Here is a 23,849-nt window from a genome sequence, read left to right on the forward strand (position 1 = left end):
CAAGTCAACACTTCAAAATGGAGGTTTTTCGGCAGGACCGGCCGCAATCAGCGGCCGCGGGATACCCGTTCGATCTCCGCCTTGACGATACGCTCGACCAAATTGGGGAGATTGTCGTCCAGCCACGATTTGAGCATGGGACGCATCATCTCCTTGACGAGATCTTCGAGCGTCCGGGCATTGTTGCTCAGTACCGTCGACGTCAAGGAACCAAAGGCCGATTCCACGGCAGAGGCCGTCGAACCGGAGATGATATCCAGCTGGGCACGGCTCGGGGCTGGCGCCGGTTCAAAAGCCGGCGGCTCAATGGCTGGCGAACGATGAGTAGCAACCTGAGCCACTGAGGCCTCCGCAAATTCCAGATCGTTTTCGGGTTCGATTTTATTGAAAGGCGTTGGCGGAAGTTCTCGAACCGCCATTTGCTCCGTTAACTCGAAGACCTCTTCGGGTTCAGGTTCAGCAGGCTTTGCAGGAGCGGCCTTCGCTGCAGGCGCGGGAGCATCAAAGCTCGCCATCATCGCATCGATCTCGGCCTGACTATTCTTTGCAGGAACCGGTGGCGGCGCAGCTGCCGGCGCTGGAGCGCGCGCCGCAGGTGCCGGTCGCGGAGGTGCGATTTTTGAAGGAGGAATCCCTGCCATGACCTGCGGCCTCGAATTTTGACCCGGACGCGGTGCCGGCTCAGGTGGTTTTGGAGCTTCGGCCTTTGCCGGAGGGGCAGCAGGTGTCGGCGCTGGCGCAGGGGCCGCGCTCGCAGCAGGCTTTGCTTCATCGTCAGAAATGATGCGCCTGATCGACGCGAGAATCTCCTCCATTGAGGGCTCTTGCGCCTTTGCCGGTTGCGACATCTCCCTACTCCACCCTCATTCGATCGCCACAAAAATGACGAACGTCCGCCCTTCATCACGAATCGCTTTCGATCCCTTTGAAGGGTATGTCACCGGAACAAATGATTGCAAGCAACGGACTGTGAACACAGCCGTTTGAACACAGCACTTATTTGCGCGTGATGGTTAAACGCCCTTGGAGCGTTTCAAGCGAAGTGGTTCCTAGTGGTCCGATTTGAAAGTTCGCATCCCATCTCAGCAAGCAGGGTGCGAACGTCAAATCCGCTACACTCATTCGCGTGAAGAAAACGCGGAACAAGAATCTAGAGCTTCGGTTCTGATTCAATCAGAACCGAATATGCTCTAACGGCCGTCAGGCGTGCGAACGCCAAACCAGCTGTCGCGAACCTGATGATAGTGAACGTTCGGATCGTAAACCGTGGTCGCCAGTTTCATGACCGACGGCGACAGACGACCGATTGCATTCAGAACGTTATATGACGCAACGACACGATCGTGTTGCGCCGTCACCAGGTTAACCCGTGCGTTGACGAGCGCCTGCTGTGCGTTGAGGACGTCGAGCGTTGTGCGCTGTCCGACGCGCGCTTCTTCACGCACGCCATTCAGCGCGATCTCCGATGCAGTGACTTGAGCCTGCGCCGATGAAACCTGCGCCTTGCCGGCCACTAGCTGTCCCCACGCCTGAGCGACCGTTGCGCGAGTCTGATCGCGAACCTGTTCGAGGTTGAGACGTTGCTGACCCAGCGTTTCTTTTGACTGACGGATCAGCGCGTATTCGGCGCCGCCTTGATAAACCGGCACGGTCAACTGGGCGACTGCCGATGCGCCGAACGATCGATAGACCGTCGTGGTGCTTTCGTAGGACTGCTGAACGCTGCCCTGCAAGGTGACCGTGGGGAACAGTGCACCTTCGTTCACCTTGACCTGCAGAAAGCTCACGTCGATGCCATACATCGCGGCGGTGACGTTGGGATTTTCCACCAAGCTCAGATTAATTGATGCAGCCAACGTCCCCGGCAGGAAACGATCCACCGGCGAACCCGGCGCAAGGTTCACAGGCTCGCTGCCGATAATACGTCGGAAGTTCGCCCGCGTCGTTGTCAGGTTTGATTCCGCCGTCAGCAGTTGGGTACGCCCGGCAGCAAGCTGGGCTTCCGACTGCGCAACGTCGGTACGCGTCACTTCGCCGACGTTGAAGCGATCTCGTGTTTGCTTCAGCGTCTGCTCAAGGACACGGACGTTGCTTTGCTGAACTTCGACGATCGCCGAATCACGCAGGTAGTCCATGTAAATTGTTGCGGCAGACAGCAAGACCGTCTGTTCGAGCACGCGCAAGCCTTCACGAGATGCTGAGACCTGACTTTCCGCTGCGCGGGTGCGGTTCGCCGTCTGTCCGCCGTTGAACAGCGTCTGCGTCACCGTGGCGCCAACCGAACGCGGAGCATTCGTGCCATTGAGACCAACCTCACTGAGTCGGCCTCCAACCTGGGTATTCTGCTGAGTGTCGGTGTATTGCGTGCCGGCGCTGGCTGTGACGGCGACTTTTGGCCGATAACCAGAAAGAGCCTGCGGGACGTTTTCGTCCGTTGCACGCACCGATGCGCGCTGCGCATTGAGTTGCGGATTGGTTTGGTAAGCGCGGACCAGCGCGGCCTCCAGCGTATCAGCCAAAACCGGGCCTGTCGCAAAACCGCTCAGCAGAGCGACAGCAGCCACCCCCGCACTCAACTTCAGCCGATAATTTAAAGACATACGATCCGTCCCCAACCGGCCATGTTCGCCACCATAGGCGCGCCAAAACCGGGCAATCGATTCGGGTTAACAACCCGTTCCCGTGCATAGTCTATTCGCCGCAGCGCCGCGAAGGAACACCCTAAGCCTCATCCCACAGGAAACTTATAGAGCTGGGGCTTTGAGGTCACACTTGAAACCGCGCGAAGTCATTCCTACCGCTGACTAAATTCAGAAAACGAAGGCCGGCAACCGCTGCATTCCCGGCAAAACCGGTGCGAAAGCATCGAAAAGTATGCGACTTCCGAAGTCCCCAGCGGATCTGGTCACAAGATGCGCCCGTGGGGGTTGTGTGGCTGCAAAGACACCCACAAGACGCCCCTCAGGCTTCAACTGTTCGCAGAGCGTGCTGGGTTCAATCTCGGTCGCTCCATCCAGAACAATCACGTCATACGGCCCATGTGCGGCATCGCCGGCTGCCGCCTCTGCATTCCCGATTGTGACGTTCTTGATTCCAATTTGCGACAAAGTCGTTTTTGCGGCGCTGGCCAGCGAAGCATCCGGTTCCGTTGCGAATACCTCTCCCGCCAGATGGGCAACGATGGCGGCCGAGTAGCCAGTGGCACACCCCACAACCAGGACCCGGTCGGTCTCCGCAATCGATGCAGCCTGGAGCATCTTTGCCAGCACGACCGGCTTAATCAGGTAGCGTTTCGCAGTTCCCGTCCCTCCAACTTCGATGTCGAGGTCGAGGTAAGCGATCCGGCGCTGTGCGGATGGAACGAAGTCCTCACGCGGCACTGCAAGCATCGCATCCAGGATACGCAAATCCGTAACATCGCTCGGTCGGACCTGACCATCGACCATCTTTTGCCGAGCGGTCGAAAATTCTGACATATCATTACCTCTGGAGTGGATTGGCTACGCGCCTTCTGCGGAACCGAACGGCGGCATATTTGCTGCAATGAAGCGTGCGATGCAAGGCTGCTCGTAGATCCCTGCGCTGGAAGGAAATGGCCGGCCGTGACAAGGTCAAACACGAACTTCACGTTGAAAGACCTGAACTCTGGCGATGGCCAACTTCACATCCACACCCGGCACGACGAAAGATGACGAATCGTCCGCCCTGCGCAGGCTGATGGATCAATTCGATGATCTGCCGTCTGAAGTTCGGGAGGCTTTGGCTACGGCGATAGCTCCAAGCGATCAGATGATCGAAGTATTGTGCACGATGCACCAGAGCGGGTTTCCGGCCTCCGACCTTCTCAGAGTGATTTCCGCGAGCAACGCAAATAGCGCCTGTTAGCGGTTGAATTCATCGCCCAACATTATTCTGAAGAAGCAGAACACAAACGATAACCGCGAGTGTCACAGCGGTTGTGATCAGCATGGATCGGCCGCTCATTCCACGGCCAATCCACCACAGCAAAGCCGCGCACATCAAGACCGGGACAATCATCTCGAGTGACATGAGATTCCCTCGTCACTGGCTGTGGCTTAATCGTTCCGGCTCATCCACTTTCGTTCGATCCAGCCGAGGGCGTTTGCAAGCGGCGGCTGAAGAAACGGAACATCCTGGGCAACCAGCATAAGGCCGAGGGGCAGCATCCAGAGACCCAGAATCGGCAGGAAGCTGAAAATCCCTCCCAGAATCAGGAGCGCGGAAAGCGGAATGCGAACAAGGCGCGACGACGGTTGCCGCAACCAGCGCACGAACTGCCCCGCCCTGTTGGGAAGCCGCTCTGCGATCCATTCAAAATGGCGGTCGAGCTCGGCCTTCGCCTCTGCGCTCACGTCAGGCTGCCCTTTTCTCGAAGCTTCAAAGGTCATTCGGCCGGTTCCAACATCCCCGTGACAAGGTGTCAGATTCGCCGTTCAAAGGCAGCTATGGACAGGGGAATTCCAGCGCAAGGCGCGGAATTGGTCAGACTAACTAAGTTGTTGAAATTGTTTGGCTCCCCGGGCTGGATTCGAACCAGCGACCATTCGATTAACAGTCGAATGCTCTACCGCTGAGCTACCGAGGAACACTGCCGAAGCAGCGATGGGGCCGCATATAACAAAGGCCCTTAGTCTTGCAAAGTGCAATTCTGTCAAAAACAACAGATGGCTAAGAGATTATTTTTTGGAGGCCACGCCCGGAATTGAACCGGGATAAAGGCTTTTGCAGAGCCGTGCGTAACCATTCCGCCACGTGGCCTCACTAGCGCGAGTTCTTAGCGGGGTTCAAAGGCTTAAGCAACCTTCCGGTCAGCGTTAGCCCCGTTCATTCTGAAATTCAGAACCGTTGTGGTTCTGAATTGCGTTTCTGTTTTGGTTCTTGCGGGTCCAGCGAAAGGCGCGCCGTTGACCAAAGGCCTATCGAGCGCCGGGAACGATCGATGTTCGCTGAAGTTTCTGATTCGCAAAAATCTAGCTTTTCGACAATGCAGACTTGCCGCGCTTCTTTGCAGGACGGCGATAATCACGCTTGGGCCGTGGCTTAGGCGCCAATTCCGGCATCACCGCCTGGACCTCGCGAAAGCGCGTCAGCAGCCGCTCAAAACTCGCGGTCAACGCGGTCTCGATCTCGGGACGCTTTTCCAACCGACTCAAAACCATTCCAGCGGCTTCGATGGTGGACAGCCCATCTTGCCTCGGCTCCTTGCGGAGCTTGCCATAGCGCGATGGCCGCTCGGGTCCGAGAATGATGCGCCGACATTTCAGCATCCATGCGTTTCGCCACCACAGCGCCTTGGCCTGGCTCCAGGTGCCGTCAAGCAGGATGACCCCCTCAATGTCGTTCAGGATCGCGCGCTGGCCATCCTCAAGGCCCCCCTTGCGATCGATCGCGACCACTTCGTTGTCCGTTTCGAGGTCTGCGACCTTCGCGGAGCCGAGATAGAGAATTGCCCAGCGCTGAGGGTCAAGGGAACGGCCGAGGATCTTGGAGAGACTTGGCCAGGACAACCCGATCTTCAGCGCCGCGTTCTGCAGGTGCAAAGCCGTCAGACGAGCCGTTCCGAGCGCCCTGTCCTGCTCCTGCGGATGCTGGAGGATCAGGACCTCGATACGGTTGTCGATCGGCGCAATATCGCTGCAAATGCACAGCGGCTCGGGCTTGCCGCAGTGCGGACACTCCGAGATTTCTTCGGGCACCAACGCGCCGACTTCAGATTTGGGATGCGGGGACATTCAACGCCTATACGCTGCCCGGCGGGCTCTGTCCATGTAGCCCCTATTCAGCAGGAGCAGGTCCAGGCAGCGGTGCCGGCGTCTCGCGGCCACGGAGCTTATCGATCAACAGATAGATCACCGGCGTGGTGTAGAGCGTCAGGATCTGGGACACGATCAAACCGCCGATAATAGTGATACCCAACGGCCTGCGCAGTTCCGTGCCCGGCCCTGTGGCGACGACAAGCGGAACGGCAGCAAGAAGTGCCGCCATCGTCGTCATCAAAATCGGCCGGAAGCGCGCGAGGCAGGCCTCGAAGATCGCGTCCTCCGACGACAACCCACGTTGCCTCTCTCCTTCCAGCGCGAAGTCGACGATCATGATGCCGTTCTTCTTCACGATTCCTATCAGAAGAATGATTCCGATGAAGGCGATCACCGTGAGCGGCGTGTTTGTGATCTGCAAAGCCAGCAGCGCGCCGAGCCCGGCGGAGGGCAATGTCGAAATGATTGTGAACGGATGGGCCAGGCTTTCATAGAGCACGCCCAGCACAATGTAGACCGCGATCAGCGCGCCGAGAATCAGCAGCGGCTGACGGCTCGCGGTTTTCTGGCTGTCGGCGGCATTGCCCGCGAATTCGCCGCGGATACCTTCGGGCATATGGAGCTCTTCAACCGCACGCAGGATGTTACCGGTCGCGGTCTGCAATGGCACTCCGTCGGGGACATTGAACGAAATGGTGTTTGACGGGAACGAGGCCTGATGAAAGACCGACAGAGGCGAGAGCCCCCGCTCCATGTGAACCACTGCGGAGAGCGGCACCTGTGAATCGCCCGCCCCCGCCACATAAATCTTATCAAGCGCCGACGGATCACCCTGCAATCGCGGATCGACTTCCAGAATAATTTGATACTGATTTCGTTGCGTATAGATGATCGATACTTGCCGCTGGGAGAACGCATTGTTCAAGGCGTTGTCGATATCCTGCACCTGGACGCCGAGGCTCGCAGCCGTCTTCCGGTCGAGCGTCAAATTCAACGCTAGGCCAGCAGCATCGCGGTCACTCGAAACGTCAGTGATCCCCTCGACTGTTTCGAACCTCTTCGCAACGATGGGTGCCCACTTCGCCAGCAGGTCGAGATCCGAACTGATGAGCGTGTACTGGTAATTGGAATCGCTCTGGCGGCCGCCCGCACGCAAATCCTGTGCGGCGAACATGAACAGACGGATGCCCGGCACAGCACCAAGATTGCGCCGGAGACGATCGATGACCTGCGTCGTCGTTAGGCCACCACGCTCATCGAGGTCCTTGAGGCTGATAAACATCGTTCCGCGGTTGGCGCCCCCGCCTCCGGGGCCGCCGCTGCCGCCGAGGCTCGATCCAACTCCAGCCACGGCAGGATCCGCCATCACGATATCAGCGATCTGTTGCTGCAGACCAAGCATCGCCTGGAATGAAACATCCGGCGACGCGCGCGTTGAGCCGATCACCAGACCGCTGTCATCTGTCGGGAAATATCCCTTGGGAGTCTTGATGTAGAGCGTCACTGTCACCGCGATCGTTGCGATGAACACCAGCATCGTCAAAATCGGCAAGCGCAATACAACGTGCAACGTCCGCTCATAGAAGCGGACGATCCGCGACAGGCTTCCCTCAATCAACCGGTCGAACCGCGTTGCGTCCGGCGAAACGGCCGCCTTGATATAGTGCGCGCAGATCATCGGCGTCACAGTCAGCGACACGACCATCGACACCATGATGGCAAATGTCAGTGTCAGCGAGAACTCACGGAACAACCGGCCGACGATACCATCCATGAAGATCAGCGGCGTAAACGCTGCCACCAGAGAAATGCTGATCGATAACACCGTGAAACCGATCTGCTTGGCGCCGAGCAATGCCGCTTGATAAGGCGTCATCCCTTCTTCGAGATTACGGTACATGTTCTCGATCATGACGATGGCATCATCGACCACGAAGCCGACCGAAACCGCGAGCGCCATCAGCGATAAATTGTTGATCGAAAATCCCGCGACCCACATGGCGGCGCACGTCCCCGCCAGCGCCAGCGGTACGGATATCCCAGCCGCGATCGTCGGCGTCATCCGGCGCACGAATACGAAGACGACCAGCATTACCAGGAGCGCAGTCGCCCCGAGCGTCCACTCCATGTCCTCGACGTTGGCGCGGATCGTTCCGGTGCGGTCCGAGAGAATTGAAATTTCAACCCCTCCCGGCATCCATTGCTTCAACTCCGGTAACAGCGCTTTGACCCGGTCGACGGTGTCGATGACGTTGGCATCTTGCTGCTTCGTGACCGTGATGAGGACGGCCGGTTGCTTGTTGAACCATGCGATCGAACGGCTATTGCGTGTCGCGTCCGTGACGTTGGCGATATCGGCCAGCCGCACGAAATTGCCGTTGGAGCTTTTGATGACGAGGTCGCGGAACTGGGCAGCGGTCCGCATTTGCGGATTTGTCGCAATGGTTTCGCCGAGCACCGCACCGTTGAATGTTCCAACGGGGCCTATGGCATTGGCGTTCACGATGGCGTTGCGGACATCGTCGCTGGCGATCCCCGCTGTCGCCAGTGCCCCAGGATTGAGCTGAACACGAACTGCGGGCTGGTCCGCGCCGCTCACCGTCGCCTCGCCCACCCCCGGCACCTGCGAAATGCGTTGGGCGATCACTGTATCCGCGACATCGTAGATCGCGCTCGGCAGCATTGTCTTCGAGGTCAGAGCAATGATGAGGACCGGAGACGCGGCAGGATTGGCTTTGCGAAAATTCGGCAACGTCGGCAGGTCGGTCGGCAGATCGGCGAGCGAGGCATTGATCGCAGCCTGCACGTCACGCGCGGCGCGGTCGATATTCCGCCCGATGGCGAACTGCAATGAAATGCTGGTCGTACCAAGCGAACTGGTCGACGTGATTTGGTCGATACCGGCGATTTCTCCGAGCCGCCGTTCCAGTGGTGCGGCAACGGTCGACGCCATGATGGTCGGGTCGGCGCCCGGCCGAGAGGCCGAGACGCGGATCGACGGGAAATCCACCGACGGAATGCTCGCCACCGGTAGGAAATTGTAGGCGACCGCTCCGACCAAAAATAATCCGATGGCCAGCAACGTCGTGCCGACCGGCCTGCGGATGAAAGGTTCGGAGAGCGAGGCCATTACTGCACCCCCTCTGTCGCTCCCGCGATCGGAGGCGACGGCTTGCCGGACTCGTCAGGCGGCACCGGTGCTTCGATCCGGCGGTTGATCCGATCCAGTGCAAGGTAGATGACCGGTGTCGTGTAGAGCGTCAGGATCTGGGAGACGATCAATCCGCCAATGATCGACACGCCGAGCGGAAAGCGTAGTTCCGCGCCGGTCCCGCTTTCGATCGCCAGCGGCAGTGCGCCGAACAGCGCCGCCAGCGTCGTCATCATGATGGGACGGAAACGCAACAGGCAGGCCTTCACAATGGCATCATAGGCCGACAATCCCTGATGGCGCTCCGCCTCCAGCGCAAAATCGATCATCATGATGGCGTTCTTCTTGACGATACCCATCAGGAGAATGATGCCGATCAAGCCGATCACCGACAAGTCCTGCCCGAACAACATCAGAGCAAGGATCGCGCCCACTCCCGCGGAAGGGAGCGTCGATAGAATGGTGATCGGATGGATGTAGCTTTCGTACAGCACGCCGAGCACGATGTAGATCGTCACGAGGGCTGCGAGGATCAGCCACGGCTGCCCCGACAACGAGTTGGAGAATTCGGCTGCATCGCCCGAATAGAGCCCGACGATGTTTCCAGGCATACCGATGCGGGTCTCGATCTCCGCAATTCGTTCCACCGCATTCCCAAGCGCCTCGCCGGGGGCAAGATTGAATGACAGCGACACTGCGGGGAACTGCGACTGATGCGAGATCGATAATGGAGCGGTTGTCCGTATGACACTGGCAACCGCTTCGATCGGCACCTGCGCGCCGGGCGCTCCCGACACGCCCGCAGCGCCGGGCACGTACAGCTTCGACAAAACCGATGGATCGCGCTGATATTCCGGCAACGCTTCCAGCACGACACGGTACTGATTGGCCTGACCAAAAATCGTTGAAATCTGGCGCTGGCTGAAGGCATCGTTGAGCGTGTCGTTGACAGCCTGTACTGAGACGCCAAGCTGTCCGGCGCGTTGGCGATCGATGTTGACGATGGCGCGCAAGCCGCCCTCTTGACCGTCAGAGGAAACGTCGCGGAACATCGGATCGCGGCGCATCTCCTGGACGAGCTTGTTGCCCCATTCCACGACCGACGGCGCATCAGTCGCAGTCAACGTGTACTGGTATTGCGACCGGCTCGTCCGCGTACTGATCTGAATATCCTGCACCGCCTGGAAATAGACCGTCATGCCGGGAATGCTTGCCACCCGCTGCTTGAGACGGTCCACGACGACGGCAATGTCGGTCTCGCGTTCACCACGCGGCTTTAGCGTCAGAACGAGGCGGCCGACATTGGTGGTCGGGTTTACCGATCCCGCACCGATCACGGAAACGACGCCGACGATATCAGGATCGGCCTTGATCGCATTAGCGACCTGCGTTTGCCTCAGCTGCATATCTGCGAACGACACTTCAGGGCCTGCTTCGGTCACCGCCGTGATCGACGCCGTGTCCTGTAACGGCAAGAAGCCTTTTGGAGCGACAACATACAAAGCGAGCGTCGCAATGATGGTCAGGAACGTCACGACCAACGTCGCGCGCTGGTGCCGCAAGACCACCAGCAGCGTGCGGTGATAAAATTCGATCATCTTGTCGATCCAGCGACTGATCATCGCAAGACCGGGCACCGCGAACTCTTCGTGATGCAGCTTCAACAAACGCGAACACATCATCGGCGTCAAAGTCAGCGACACGACAGCCGATGTGACAACCGCAATCGTCAGCGTCAGCGCAAACTCCCGGAACATGCGTCCGACGAGACCTGACATGAACAGCAGCGGAATGAAGACTGCGATCAACGACACGGTCAGCGAAATCACGGTGAAGCCGATTTCGCTGGCGCCGCGCAGCGCAGCATCCATGACGCTTTCGCCGTCCTCCATATGACGAACGATGTTTTCGATCATCACGATGGCGTCGTCGACCACGAATCCGGTCCCGATGGTGAGTGCCATCAGAGACAGGTTGTCGAGGCTGAATCCGGCAAAATACATGACGCCGAAGCTGGTAATCAGCGAGAGCGGCAGCGCTACGCCTGCGATCAGCGTTGCGCGCAGCGAGCGTAGGAAGATAAGCACCACGAGCGTGACCAGCACAACGCTGAGGACCAGCGTGAACTGTACGTCACGAACGGATGCGCGGATGGTGACCGTACGATCACTGACGACAGTCAGATCGACGCCGGCCGGAACCGCCTTCTGCAGCCGCGGGATTTCCTCGCGGATTTGCCGCACCACATCGATGACGTTGGCGCCAGGCTGACGCTGGATCTCGATGACGACCGCAGGTTTGCCCTGATACCAAGCACCGGTTTTCTCGTTCTCAAGCCCATCAATGATCTGCGCGACGTCGCCGATCGTAACCGGAGAATTGTTGCGGTAAGCGATGATGATCGGCCTGTAGGCGTCAGCGACGGCAATCTGGTCGTTAGCCGCGATCGTATAGGCCTGGTGTGCGCCGTCGAGCGATCCTTTCGGCCCCGATACGTTGGCGCCGGCAATGGCGTTCCGCAAGTCTTCCATAGAAATGCCGTACGCCGCGAGACGCGCGAGATCCGCCTGGACACGCACGGCGGGCTTGAGACCTCCCAGAATGGACACACGCCCCACGCCGGATATCTGCGCCAGCCGCTGCGCCATCATCGTGTCGGCAAGATCGCTCATTGCGCGCAGCGACGATGTTTCCGACGTCATCGCGAGCGTCAGGACCGGCGCATCCGCCGGATTGACCTTCGCGTAGGTCGGCGGATACGGCAGATTCTTGGGCAGCACGCCGGCGGCGGCGTTAATCGCAGCCTGGACGTCTTGCGTTGCTCCATCAATGTCGCGATTGAGATCGAATTGCAGTGAAATTTGGCTAACGCCGTACGAACTCGTCGAGTTCATCGACACCAGCGACGGGATCTGTCCGAGTTGTCGCTCCAGCGGTGCGGTCACCAGTGAGGCAGCGACGTCCGGGCTCGCACCGGGCAACTGGGTCGTGACCTGAACCGTTGGGAAGTCGACTTGAGGCAGGGCCGAAACGGGAAGCGCCCAATAGCCGAGAGCGCCGCCAATCAGAAGAGCGACGCCGAGCAACGATGTCGCGATCGGCCGCTTGATAAATGGTTCCGAGACGCTCATCGATGCGCGCTCACAGGTTCGACGCTATATGTTGGCTCATTGCGGTGCTTTCGCGCCGCCGCCCGTCTGTTGTTGCCCGCCTTGCGGCGCAGCTCCCTGCTCCCTTTGATGACGCCGCTCGCCCTTTTCGCCGCGTTCCCCCTTTTCACCGCGCTGACCTTTTTCGCCCCCACCTTGGCGTTTGCGTGGCGCGAGATCCGGCGTGGGTGCCTGATAGTCCTTGCTGATCGTGACCTTGGCGCCATCGGACAGATTGGCAAAACCAGTGGTGACAACCTGATCCTCGACCGAAACGCCCGATGCGATAACCGCATTGGTCTCGGTCTGCTGCGTGACCTTCACGGTTCGAGCCGTGACGATATTGTCGTTGCCAATGACGTAGACGAACGTACCCGCCGGCCCACGTTGAACTGCAGCTGTCGGTACGACAATCGCCTTGTCCAAGGTCTGCACCTTCAGACGCACATTGACGAATTGACCAGGCCAAAGCTGATAGTTGGCGTTTGGAAATTCCGCCTTGATCTTCACCGTGCCCGTGGTCTGGTCGACCTGATTGTCCATGCCGGTGACGGTGCCGGTGTCCACAACCGTCTTACCGTCGTTGCCAAAGACGTCGACGGACAACGCTCCGGTCGCCGACGCTGCATTGACGCGAACGATCTGCTGCTGCGGCAAGCTGAACTGAACCGCGATCGGCTGCAGTTGCGTGATCACCACCACGCCAGTGGCGTCGGCGGCATGAACAATATTGCCCTGATCGACCTGACGAAGTCCGGCGCGACCTGAAAGTGGCGCCACGATTTTTGTGTAGCCGAGTGTCGCTTGCGCATTGTCGATGGCCGCTTGATCCGACTGCACAAGCGCTTCGAGCTGGGCAACCAGTGCCTTTTGGGTATCAGCCTGCTGCGCGGAGCCTGCCTTTGCAGAGGCCAACTGCTGATACCGAACCAGATCCATCCGGGCGTTTGACAGCGTCGCTTCGTCCTGCGCCTTTTTGGCGACGGCCTGATCGTATTGAGCCTTAAAGATAACCGGATCAATCTCGGCGAGAACGTCACCAGCCTTGACGTCCTGGCCTTCCTTGAAATTGACCGACAGCAACTTGCCGTCGACCTGCGCCCGAACCGTAACGTTGTTCAACGCGCGCACGGTCCCAACACCGTCGAGATAAACTGGCACGTCCTCAATTCGCGGCGTTGCCGCAAGAACCGGGATTGATAGATCCGGGCGGACATGTGCCGCATTCTGCTTGGGCTGCAGATAGGTCCAGCCGATATAGCCAAGCCCGCCGATGATCAGGAGCGTGATGAAAATCGAAACCGTTCGCCTGCGCGCGCCTGATGCAACACGCGCGACACCATCGCCCGCCGCTTTGGCTTTTTCATTCAATTCATCTGGCTTAAAGAGCATCGGCCGGCTCCGTCTTTGGCGACCAACCGCCACCTAATGCCTGGTAGAGGCTGACCACGGCCTGAAGCCGGGCAAGTTGTGCCTGTATCAGCGCATCTTCCGCTTGGAATAGTGTCAATTGGGTGTTTAGCACAGTCACGATGTCGATGGTGCCCGCCCGGAGCTGCCGCTCCGATAGCTCAAAGGCCCGCCGTGACGAGGTGACAACAATCCGCTGCAGCCTCAGACGCTCATTGGCCTGCTTAAGCGTTGCAAGAGCTGTATCAACGTCTGAAAAAGCGGATATCACTGTTTTGCGATAAGTTTGCAACAACTCGTCCTGCATGGCCTTCTGCAAGTCAAAGTTCGCCTGGATGCGACCGGCGTCGAAAATCGGCTGGGTCAGACCGGCCGCCACGTTGAAGAACGCAGACTGCGGAGTGAACAACGTCGCAAGCGCAGCACTCTGGTAGCCACCCTGCCCAGTCAACTGGATGCTGGGAAAGAACTGCGCTCTGGCGTTCCCCACGTTCGCGGTGGCCGAGGCAAGCTGATTTTCCTGACGGCGGATGTCAGGCCGTTGGGTCAACAATTCAGATGGCAATCCAGGCGTCACGCGAGGAATGGCGATCACTCCCAGCGTGCCCCCTGTGAGCCGTATCCGCTCCGGCGGCCGCGCGACCAAGGTGGCCAGCATATTCGTGTTCTGTGCCAGGACTTGACGCAGCGGCGGTATCAGGGCCTTTTGATTGGCCAGCAAGCTTTCCTGTTGGGACAGATCCAGGTCGGAGCCGGTGCCGGCGTCTACCCGCGCCTTGATGGCATCGTAGATGCGTTGCGCGCTTGCGATATTGCCGTTTGCCGTTTTGATACGGTCTTGTGCAGCGACGACCTGGAAGTAGGCGTTTGCCACGCTGACCAAAGTCGTGAGCGCAACAACATCCCTATCGAAACGGTTGGCATTGGCCGTTTCCTCGGCGGCCAACAATGCGTCGCGATTCTTACCCCAGAAGTCGATCTCATAACTCGCGCTGAGCGAGGCCGTATGGTTTGTCACCTCGCCGCGGCCAGATATGGGCGTCGCGGTGGTGATGGTGCCGGTCGTGCTCGATGAGCGTGAGCGCGAGCCTGAGAATGTCCCCGACACACTCGGCAACAGTGCTGCACCGATTTGCTGGGCCTGGGCGTCCGCCTGCCGGATACGGGCTGTGGCAGCGGCGATATCCAAATTAACGGTCTGCGCCTCCTCCATAAGGATGGTGAGCTCCCTTGAGCGGAAGCCCCGCCACCAGTCCAGCGTTGGCGGCAAGTTTTGGGCGGCGCTGGGCGCGTCCTTGTAGACACCCGGAATATCCAGGGCGGGATCCGGCAAATCGGATGTCACGATGCATCCGCTCGACGTGGCAGCGAATGCGAATGCCGCGAGGAGCGCCAGCAGATGCCTCGAAGGCAATGTTGGCCACCTGAACTGATAAAAGAACACCGACACCGCTATGCACACTTTCTGGAGCGCCAAAGCCCATTTTAACGGGCCGATCCAGCTACGGACAGTGACGTTCCACCATGTTCCCCAGAACATGCGCGCGTGTGCTCCGTAGGCATCATCCCTACACGCCGTTTCTAGCTGGAATCTGGGACGTTTTGCCAATTTAGGCGCTCTAAACCCTGATTATTACAAAGATTTCATGGGACGGCTCACCCAACAGCCGAATCAACGAGCCGTCTCACGCCAGGGCTTGGGCTAGCCGGCACAGCCTTGGCCTCCTCGATGAATTCTTTGAAGCGTCCGATCGCCGCCATCTGGCTTTGGACACCTCATGAGAAGGTCTTGCGTCTTCACTTCGAAGACGCAAAACTTAGCGGCGAGACCAACGACAAAGGACCGAACGGCCGACAAGCGGCAGCACACGCGGGATTGCAAAGAACTTGGACACAGAGCCGCATCACACGGATGGAGCAGTGCGATGTTAGACCTGATTGTTCTGACGCCCGACAATGTCAAAACAACATTGCCCGACGTTCCGCGGCTGGTTCGTCTCGCATTTCATTTCGCGGCAAGACTTCGCTACGGCACCCTCGACGTCACCTTACCCGATGGACGCAAGCTGCGTTGTGGCGGACTTGAACCCGGTCCTGCGGCACAGATGACGATTTTCAACTATGACTTCGCCTGGCGGCTTGCGCGCGGTGGCGATCTCGGGATCGCGGAAGCCTATCTCCGGCGTGAATGGGACACACAGAATCTCACAGAGTTTCTCTATCTCTTCTGCGTCAATCACGAGTTGATCCAGACCATGCTGGGCAACAAGCCGCTCGCACGGCTCGCACAATCCATGCGCCACTGGTTCAACCGAAATACAAGAAAGCAGGCACAGCGCAATATCCATGCGCACTACGATATCGGCAATTCATTTTACTCAGCGTGGCTTGATCCGAGCATGACTTACTCGTCGGCCCTGTTCGACGAGAGTACCAGCGATCTCACATCGGCACAGCACAACAAATACAGACGCCTCGCCGAGGCCATCAATCTACAGCCCCAGCAGACAGTGCTTGAGATTGGATGCGGCTGGGGAGGCTTCGCCGAATATGCCGCTAAGCACTACGATGTGAAAGTCGTCGGTCTAACCATCAGCACCGAGCAGCGAGATTTCGCGCAGAAGCGAATTCAAGCCGCCGGTCTTAGCGAGAAGGTTGAGATTCGTTTTCAGGATTATCGTGATGAGCGAGGACAATACGACCGCATTGCTTCGATCGAGATGATTGAGGCCGTCGGTGAGCAGTTCTGGCCGGACTATTTCCAACAGCTTCGCGATCGGCTGACGCGGGGCGGATTTGCCGGCATTCAGGCCATCACCATTCAGGATCGCTTCTTCAAAGCGTATCGGCGCGAGGTTGATTTCATTCAGCGGTACGTTTTTCCTGGAGGCATGCTGCCCTCACCGCAGATCCTCAAATCTCTCGGTGAGAAATTTGGCGTGCCTGTTATCCGCGAACGGATATTTGGAGAAGATTATGCCAAGACGCTCGCGACCTGGCGGGACAATTTTCGCGCTGCGTGGCCCAATCTAACTCCCATGGGATTCGATGAGCGCTTCCGGCGGCTTTGGGAGTATTACCTCGCCTATTGCGAGGCTGGGTTCCTGTCCGGCAACATCGACGTTCGCCAGGTCGTTTTCGCGAAGTCTGGCTGAGCATTTCGCGAAGGCTCGCATACGAGGCCAGCCCTTGTGGGAATGGCTGGCGCGAACTAGGTTGATTCAACGCTATTCACCCTTCCCATTATCTCTCACGAACCGATCCCATGCATATTCGTAATGACGTCGTCGAAGCCATCGGCAATACCCCCCTGATCAAGCTGAAACGCGCGTCGGACGCGACGGGATGCAACATTCTCGGCAAGGCTGAGTTCATGAATCCCGGACAGTCCGTGAAAGACCGCGCGGGCAAATGGATGATTCTGGAAGCAGAGAAGCGCGGCGATCTGAAGCCCGGCGGCCTCGTCGTGGAATCGACCGCCGGCAATACCGGCATCGGGCTTGCGGTGGTGGCGAGCGCGCGCGGCTATCGCACGCTGATCCTCATTCCCGAGACCCAGAGCCAGGAAAAGAAGGACATGCTGCGGCTGTGCGGCGCTGAGCTCGTCGAAGTCCCTGCGCTACCCTTCTCCAATCCGAACAACTATCAGCATGTCGGCAGACGACTCGCCGATCAGCTGCGCAAGAATGAGCCGAATGGCGTGCTGTTCGCCGATCAGTGGAATAATCTCGACAACGCCAAGGCGCACTTCGAATCGACTGGCCCGGAGATCTGGGAGCAGACCGGCGGCAAGGTCGATGGTTTTATCTGCTCGGTTGGGTCCGGCGGCACGCTCGCGGGCACCAGCTCGTTCCTGAAGTCGAAGAACAAGAACGTCGTCATCGGCTGCGCCGATCCGCACGGCGCGGCAATGTATGAGCTGTTCAAAAACGGCGTCGCCAAGTCGACGCCGGGTGACTCCATCACCGAAGGCATCGGGCTCGGCCGCGTAACGCCCATTATCAAGGAAGCCAAGGTCGACGACGCGTTCCTCATTCCGGATGAGGAAGCGGTATCGGTGATCTACGAGCTATTGGAACACGAAGGCCTTTGTCTCGGCGGCTCGACCGGCATCAATGTGGCCGGTGCAATCCGTCTGGCAAAGCAGCTTGGTCCAGGCCATACCATCGTGACCATTCTTTGCGACTCCGGCAATCGCTATCAGTCGAAGCTGTTCAATCCGGAGTTCATGCGCTCGAAGAACCTTCCCGTGCCAGCATGGCTCGAGAAGCGCACGAAGATCGACGTGCCGTTCGAGAAGGTCTGAAGCGTTTCAAAATAAAAATTGAAAACGTCGGTTCTGATCCAATCAGAACCGACGTTAGTATCAACGCAAAATCTGGCTGAGAAACAGCTTGGTCCGCGCGTGCTGGGGATTGGAGAAGAATTTCTCCGGCGTGTTCGCTTCAATGATTTGCCCCGCATCCATAAACACGACGCGATCGGCGACCTCGCGGGCAAACCCCATTTCGTGCGTCACCACCAGCATCGTCATGCCCTCTTTGGCAAGATCAACCATGGTGTCGAGCACTTCCTTGACCATCTCGGGATCGAGCGCCGACGTCGGCTCATCAAACAACATGACCTTCGGATTCATGGTCAGCGCCCGCGCGATCGCAACGCGCTGCTGTTGCCCACCTGAAATCTGTCCGGGATACTTGTTCGCTTTATCGGGGATGCGGACGCGTTCGAGATATTTCATCGCCGAAGCTTCGGCTTCCTTTTTGGGAATGTTGCGCACCCAGATCGGCGCCAGCGTGCAATTTTCAAGCACTGTCAGATGCGGGAACAAGTTGAAGCTCTGGAACACCATGCCCACTTCGCGCCGGACATCATCTACACGGCGTAGATTAGGTCCAAGCTCGATGTCATCGACAATGATCCGGCCTTCCTGAAACTCCTCCAGCGCGTTGATGCAGCGGATCAACGTCGATTTGCCCGACCCCGATGGCCCGCAGACTACAATCCGCTCCCCGCGCCCGACGGTCAGGTCGATGTCGCGCAACACATGGAATTCACCGAACCACTTGTTGAGGCCCGAGATGCTGACAATAGGATCGGCGCTCATGATTTCATCTCAGACATTCTTGTGAGCATTCAGCCGCCGCTCGACGAACAACGAATAGCGCGACATACCAAAACAGAACACGAAGTAGATTATCCCGGTAAAGGCGAACCCGGTGAACAACGTTGTCGGCGTCGCCCAGTTCGGATCGGCGAAAGACGCGCGAAGCTGGCCAAGCAAATCGAAAATCGCAACGATCAAGACAAGCGTCGTATCCTTGAACAAAGCGATGAAGCTGTTCACCAATCCCGGAATAACATGCCGCAAGGCTTGCGGCATCACGATCAATCCCGTGGTTTTCCAGTATGACAGCCCAAGCGCACTGGCCGCTTCTGCCTGACCGCGCGGAATGGCTTGCAAGCCTCCGCGGATAACTTCAGCGTTGTAGGCGCCCGCGAACAAGGCAATGCCGATCAGCACGCGCACGAGCCCATCGACTGTAAAATTCCCCGGCAGAAACAGCGGCAGCATGTAGGTCGCGAAGAACAGCACCGTGATCAGCGGGACGCCGCGCCAGAATTCGATGAATGTAATCGAGAACACTTTGATCAGCGGGATGGTCGAGCGTCGCCCTAGCGCCAGCGCGATCCCAACCGGCATCGAGGCAACAATTCCCGTCAGGGAGACCACAAGGGTGACCAGCAACCCACCCCATTGCCGCGTATCGACAATCGGCAGGCCCCCATGGTCGAGATCCATCACCTTGATCACCACGGCGATACCGGCAAAAATTGCAGCGCTCCGCGACAGCGCGCGCCAGCCGTTGCGAAATCCTCCGGTCAGGAAAAACGCCAGTAGCGAAACAATCACCGCGGTCAACGCAAAATCGACCCAAATGGTCGCGGCAAAGCGTTGCGTATAGTCCCGCAGCCATTCGAGCGGCAGGATCACCCAGCCAAGCGCCTGTCCGAATAGCGCGACCGCTCTTCCCAAAACCGTAACCGGCCAGCCCAATCCGCCCGTCATTGCCTCACCGACCCGGGCAAGTTGGCTGCCAGCATCCTGGAAACTCGTGGCAAGGCCCGAGCCCAGGTCAGCGCTCCAATTCACGACGAAGCCGCGAATTCCTCCACCCCGCAGCAGAAAGAAAGCGACAACCGGATACGCAAGAAAGAACAGACCGGAGTTCAGCGCCTTGGCCGGCACGCGCGGAATGAGCAGCGGCGCGAGCAGCAGAGCGCCAAGAAGGAACGTCAGGTTGACCCGCCAGCGCTCGGCTTGAGGGTAAAAGCCGTAAATGAACTGTTCGAACTTGGCCTGGACAAACGGCCAGCACGCACCGACGACGTGACCGGCGTTGGCCTCCAGACATGCCGATCGATCGTTACCGTGCCATACGGCGTCGACTAGCAAGAACTTGACCGTCGGTGTGATCGTCAATGCGAGAAACGCAAAGCTCGCAACAGTCAGCGCAATGTTAAGCGGTGAATTGAGCAGGCGTTGGCGGACAAAGCCGATAATGCCGACAGTCTTGATCGGCGCTTTGCGCGACTCAACCAACGTCTCGCGCACGAATGAGGATGTGAGCTGATCCGTCATGCCGCAAGGCTCCGGTTCACATGCCTGCCGTAGAGCCCCATGATGGCGCTCGTGACCAGCGAGATCAGCAGGTACACACCCATCGTCAATGCGATGATTTCGACAGCCTGCCCTGTCTGGCTCAGTGTCGTGCCGGCGAAGACGGAGAATAGATCGGGATAGCCGATAGCGACGGCCAAGGACGAGTTCTTGGTGAGATTCAAGTACTGATTTGTCAGCGGCGGCAAAATGACCCGCAACGCCTGCGGGATGATCACAAGGCGCAGTGTCGCACCGCGCGACAAGCCAAGCGAGGCGCCCGCCTCCATTTGCCCCTTAGGCACGGACTGGATGCCGGCGCGAACAATCTCGGCGATGAACGCGGCGGTGTAAGTCGAGAGTGCCACCGCCAAGGCCGCCAACTCGGGACGGATCGGCATTCCTCCGACGAAATTGAACCCCTTCAACTCCGGCATATCCAGCTTCACCGGCGCACCGAGAAACAGCGCGGAGAGCGCGGGCAACCCCAACACCAGAAGCACAACAAAAGGCCAGATTATGAGCTTTTGACCGGTCTTGAACAGCCGCCGACGGGCATAGATGCGCATGGCTAGCGATGCGACCACCCCGATCACAACCGCAACAAAAAATACGCCGAAAGCCTGTTGCGGAACGGGATAGGGAACGATGAGTCCACGGACACTCAGGAAGATGGTGTCGAATAACGAGATGCTTTGCCGCGGGCTCGGCAATGCCGCCAGCACCGCCAGATACCAAAACAGGATTTGAAACAGCAGCGGCAGATTGCGGATGAGCTCGACATATCCTTCCGAGATCCGGGACAGCAACCAGTTCGGCGACAACCGTCCGAGTGCAACAAGCACGCCGATGATCGTCGCGGCGATGATGCCAATAACCGAAACCAGCAGCGTGTTGAGCAGACCGACGAGGAATACGCGGCTGTAGGTGTCGCTTTCGGAATACGGAATCAGCGTCTGACTGACGCTAAATCCGGCCGTATTCGACAGGAATCCGAAGCCGGAGGCGATGCGCTGCGCTTGCAGGTTGGCGCGTGCATTCTCGACGACTTCATACCCCAGCCAAATGATGACAGCGACAAACAAAAGCTGGACAAGAATGCCACGCCATCCCGCGCTACCACCCAGAACGCGACGAAGCCGCGCTGCCAAACGCAGCGGCGGCTTTCGTGCTTCACCGGTCATTGCCGTCTCTGATGTTGCTGTCAACGGATAGGAGGCGCGTATTGGATACCGCCTTGGTTCCAGAGCTTGTTAAGCCCGCGGGCAATTCCGAGTTTCGATCCCGCGCCGACGTTGCGGTCAAATGACTCGCCGTAATTGCCGGTGGCCTTGATGATCCGGATCACCCAATCTTTCGTCAAACCGAGCTGCTCGCCGAGGCTACCATCCGTGCCGAACATACGCTTCAATTCAGGCTTGCTGGACTTCGCCATTTCATCGACGTTCTTCTGCGTGACCGCCAGCTCCTCGGCGTTGATCATCGCAAACAACGTCCATTTGACGATGTCGAACCACTGGTCATCGCCCTGTCGCACGACCGGCCCCAACGGCTCCTTCGAAATAATGTCGGGTAGCACGACGTGATCATTGGGAACCGCCAACTTGAGGCGCTCGGCATAGAGCTGTGAAACGTCGGACGTGAACACATCGCACCGTCCCGATTCGTACGCCTTAACCGTTTCATCCGCTGTCCCGAACGCGATCATCTCGTACTTCATGTTGTTGGCTTTGAAGTAATCCGCGATGTTCTGCTCGTTCGTCGTGCCGGTCTGGACACAGATCGATGCGCTGTTCAGCTCCAGCGCCGAGTTGACCTTGAGTGACTTGCGGACGAGGAAGCCCTGCCCGTCGTAATAAGTGACACCGGTATAGTTCAATCCCAGGGAGGTATCCCGTGACAACGTCCACGTCGAATTGCGCGACAAAACGTCGATTTCGCCAGACTGCAGAGCTGTAAACCTGTCCTTGGCGGATAGCGGAACAAATTTCACCTTGGTGGGATCGTTGAAAATCGCCGCCGCAAGCGCGCGACAGATATCGACGTCCAGCCCGGTCCAATTCCCCTTGTCATCGGGAGCAGAAAAACCTGGTAGCCCCTGGCTGACACCGCAGGACAAAGTCCCTCTTTCTTTAATGGTCTGCAGAAGAGGCTTCTCTTTGGGCTTGTCCGGAGACTGAGCCTGGGCGGTAGAAAGCGTCGCAGTCGCTACGAGACCGAGAATGAAGCCAAACGATACCCGTTTCATCGAACTGCCTTTCACTGATACGCCGGCGCCAGAGCTGATAAGCGTCACGCGAGAGGTCAGCGATCCACCGAGGCGCACGAATGGTGCTAAATATCTGGCATATATAACAGAACGCCCGGCCCGGCGGGTCAAGGGCTTGACGTCCGCTATCGGTGCCAGCTTACTAAGCTATCCACCTGAATACAGCATTCCGCTGTAGATTTACTGCGACACTTCTGCAGTCCCCTCGGCAATGATTATCCCATGAAGCCTCCAAAAGACGCCCCCTCCTCCAAACCACTCGATCCGCGAACCGAGCTTGTGACATCCGGCCGCGACACAGTGGCACAAAAGGGATTCATTAACCCTCCGATCGTGCGCGGATCGACCGTGCTGTATCCCACGGCGGAGGACTTGCACGCCCATCGCGGCGAGTTCCAGTACGGCCGCCTAGGGACGCCAACGACCAAGGCGCTGCAGGAGGCGCTGATGGCGTTGGAAGGTCCCCAATGTGCGGGTGTCGGCTTAACGCCATCCGGCGTCGCGTCCATTTCGACGGCGCTGCTTGCAGTCCTCAAGGCCGGCGATCACCTGTTGGTGATCGACAGCGTCTATCGCCCAACGCGAAACTTTTGCAACGGCGTGCTCAAGCGGTTTGGTGTCGAGACGACCTACTTCGATCCATTGATCGGTGCAGGCATCGAGGCCCTGTTCAAGCCGAACACAAAGGCGGTCCTGGTCGAAGCTCCAGGCTCGCAATCCTTCGAAATGCCGGATATCCCGGCCATTGCGGCTGTCGCACATCGCAAAAATGCGCTTGTTATTGACGACAACACTTGGGCGACGCCGTTCTTTCACCGCTCGCTGGATCAAGGCGTCGACATCAGTCTTCAGGCGGCCACGAAATATATCGGCGGTCACTCCGACATCATGTTCGGTACGATTTCGGCCAACGCGCAGACATGGCCGGCCATCTCTGAAGCGATCTACCTGCTTGGTGTCTGCGCGGGCCCCGATGACGTTTTCCTGGCGCTCCGTGGACTGCGAACACTTGCCGTGCGCCTCGCTCATCATCAGAAGTCCGGGCTGGAAATAGCGCGGTGGCTTGCCGAGCGGCCCGAAGTGCAGCGCGTACTGCATCCGGCACTCGAAAGCGATCCAGGCCATGCAATATGGAAGCGGGATTTTACAGGCGCTTCCGGCTTGTTTAGCATTGTGCTGAAGCCCGCGCCTCAGCAGGCTGTCGATGCATTTCTCGACACCGTCCAATTATTCGGCATGGGCTATTCGTGGGGCGGATACGAAAGCCTGGTCATTCCGTTCGACTGCACGGACTATCGCACGGCGACAAAGTGGAATCCGGGTGGCCCGACATTGCGCCTTCACATCGGCCTTGAGCACGTCGAAGATCTGAAGGCAGATCTCGTCTCGGGCTTCGCCGCCTTTAATGCCGTCGCGGGGAATTGACCTTATT

16 protein-coding genes and 2 tRNA genes are annotated in these 23,849 nt (G+C 58.4%); 3 read left to right on the forward strand and 15 right to left on the reverse strand.

What is annotated here, in order from left to right; all coding sequences use genetic code 11:
- Positions 1–47 precede the first annotated feature (47 nt).
- The 11 genes from ACZ5C3_RS16205 to ACZ5C3_RS16255 all read right to left on the reverse strand — a co-directional run bounded on the left by ACZ5C3_RS16205 (position 48) and on the right by ACZ5C3_RS16255 (position 15,096).
- A complete protein-coding gene (locus tag ACZ5C3_RS16205; protein WP_464044155.1) occupies positions 48–848 on the reverse strand; it encodes a PopZ family protein in 801 nt (266 codons plus the stop codon).
- 342 nt (positions 849–1,190) lie between these two features.
- The gene (locus ACZ5C3_RS16210) at positions 1,191–2,600 is read right to left on the reverse strand and encodes a TolC family outer membrane protein (protein ID WP_464031258.1); all 1,410 of its coding nucleotides are present in this window, start codon (positions 2,598–2,600) and stop codon (positions 1,191–1,193) included.
- 210 nt (positions 2,601–2,810) lie between these two features.
- Positions 2,811–3,476, reverse strand: a complete 666-nt coding sequence (locus ACZ5C3_RS16215) for a protein-L-isoaspartate O-methyltransferase family protein (RefSeq protein ID WP_464031260.1) — start codon at positions 3,474–3,476, stop codon at positions 2,811–2,813.
- A 600-nt stretch (positions 3,477–4,076) separates the two neighbouring features.
- A complete protein-coding gene (locus tag ACZ5C3_RS16220; protein WP_464031262.1) occupies positions 4,077–4,409 on the reverse strand; it encodes a hypothetical protein in 333 nt (110 codons plus the stop codon).
- A gap of 122 nt (positions 4,410–4,531) precedes the next feature.
- A tRNA-Asn gene (locus tag ACZ5C3_RS16225) sits at positions 4,532–4,606 on the reverse strand.
- A 99-nt stretch (positions 4,607–4,705) separates the two neighbouring features.
- Positions 4,706–4,779: transfer RNA gene (locus ACZ5C3_RS16230), tRNA-Cys, on the reverse strand.
- Between the two features lie 212 nt (positions 4,780–4,991).
- Positions 4,992–5,753, reverse strand: a complete 762-nt coding sequence (locus ACZ5C3_RS16235; protein ID WP_464031264.1) for a tRNA-uridine aminocarboxypropyltransferase — start codon at positions 5,751–5,753, stop codon at positions 4,992–4,994.
- 43 nt (positions 5,754–5,796) lie between these two features.
- Positions 5,797–8,907: an efflux RND transporter permease subunit gene (locus ACZ5C3_RS16240; RefSeq protein ID WP_464031266.1), complete on the reverse strand. Its 3,111-nt coding sequence runs from the start codon at positions 8,905–8,907 to the stop codon at positions 5,797–5,799.
- Entirely contained in the window at positions 8,907–12,059 is a 3,153-nt protein-coding gene (locus ACZ5C3_RS16245) for an efflux RND transporter permease subunit (protein WP_464031267.1), read from the reverse strand. The genes ACZ5C3_RS16240 and ACZ5C3_RS16245 overlap by 1 nt, the downstream gene beginning before the upstream one ends.
- 36 nt (positions 12,060–12,095) lie before the next feature.
- Positions 12,096–13,469 (reverse strand): efflux RND transporter periplasmic adaptor subunit, encoded by a 1,374-nt coding sequence (locus ACZ5C3_RS16250; protein WP_464031268.1) that lies wholly within the window; start codon positions 13,467–13,469, stop codon positions 12,096–12,098.
- The gene (locus ACZ5C3_RS16255) at positions 13,459–15,096 is read right to left on the reverse strand and encodes an efflux transporter outer membrane subunit (RefSeq protein ID WP_464031270.1); all 1,638 of its coding nucleotides are present in this window, start codon (positions 15,094–15,096) and stop codon (positions 13,459–13,461) included. The genes ACZ5C3_RS16250 and ACZ5C3_RS16255 overlap by 11 nt, the downstream gene beginning before the upstream one ends.
- Before the next feature lie 316 nt (positions 15,097–15,412).
- Between ACZ5C3_RS16255 and ACZ5C3_RS16260 the strand changes: the two genes are divergently transcribed.
- Positions 15,413–16,642: a class I SAM-dependent methyltransferase gene (locus tag ACZ5C3_RS16260; protein WP_464031271.1), complete on the forward strand. Its 1,230-nt coding sequence runs from the start codon at positions 15,413–15,415 to the stop codon at positions 16,640–16,642.
- A 110-nt stretch (positions 16,643–16,752) separates the two neighbouring features.
- Entirely contained in the window at positions 16,753–17,793 is a 1,041-nt protein-coding gene (locus ACZ5C3_RS16265; RefSeq protein WP_464031272.1) for a cysteine synthase A, read from the forward strand.
- A 60-nt stretch (positions 17,794–17,853) separates the two neighbouring features.
- Here ACZ5C3_RS16265 and ACZ5C3_RS16270 read toward each other — a convergent pair whose 3' ends face one another.
- The 4 genes from ACZ5C3_RS16270 to ACZ5C3_RS16285 are packed head-to-tail and all read right to left on the reverse strand — an operon-like array spanning position 17,854 to position 22,396.
- Entirely contained in the window at positions 17,854–18,594 is a 741-nt protein-coding gene (locus ACZ5C3_RS16270) for an amino acid ABC transporter ATP-binding protein (RefSeq protein WP_464044156.1), read from the reverse strand.
- 9 nt (positions 18,595–18,603) lie between these two features.
- On the reverse strand, positions 18,604–20,130 hold the full coding sequence (locus ACZ5C3_RS16275; RefSeq protein ID WP_464031274.1) for an amino acid ABC transporter permease: 1,527 nt from the start codon (positions 20,128–20,130) through the stop codon (positions 18,604–18,606).
- On the reverse strand, positions 20,127–21,332 hold the full coding sequence (locus tag ACZ5C3_RS16280) for an amino acid ABC transporter permease (protein WP_464031275.1): 1,206 nt from the start codon (positions 21,330–21,332) through the stop codon (positions 20,127–20,129). Before ACZ5C3_RS16280 ends, ACZ5C3_RS16275 begins: the two co-directional genes overlap by 4 nt.
- 20 nt (positions 21,333–21,352) lie before the next feature.
- A complete protein-coding gene (locus ACZ5C3_RS16285; RefSeq protein ID WP_464031277.1) occupies positions 21,353–22,396 on the reverse strand; it encodes an amino acid ABC transporter substrate-binding protein in 1,044 nt (347 codons plus the stop codon).
- A gap of 243 nt (positions 22,397–22,639) precedes the next feature.
- On the opposite strand from ACZ5C3_RS16285, the gene metC reads away from it, so the two are divergent.
- A complete protein-coding gene (gene metC / locus ACZ5C3_RS16290) occupies positions 22,640–23,842 on the forward strand; it encodes a cystathionine beta-lyase (RefSeq protein ID WP_464031279.1) in 1,203 nt (400 codons plus the stop codon).
- Positions 23,843–23,849: the final 7 nt, after the last annotated feature.

Source organism: Afipia dichlorophenoxyacetatis, assembly GCF_055386385.1.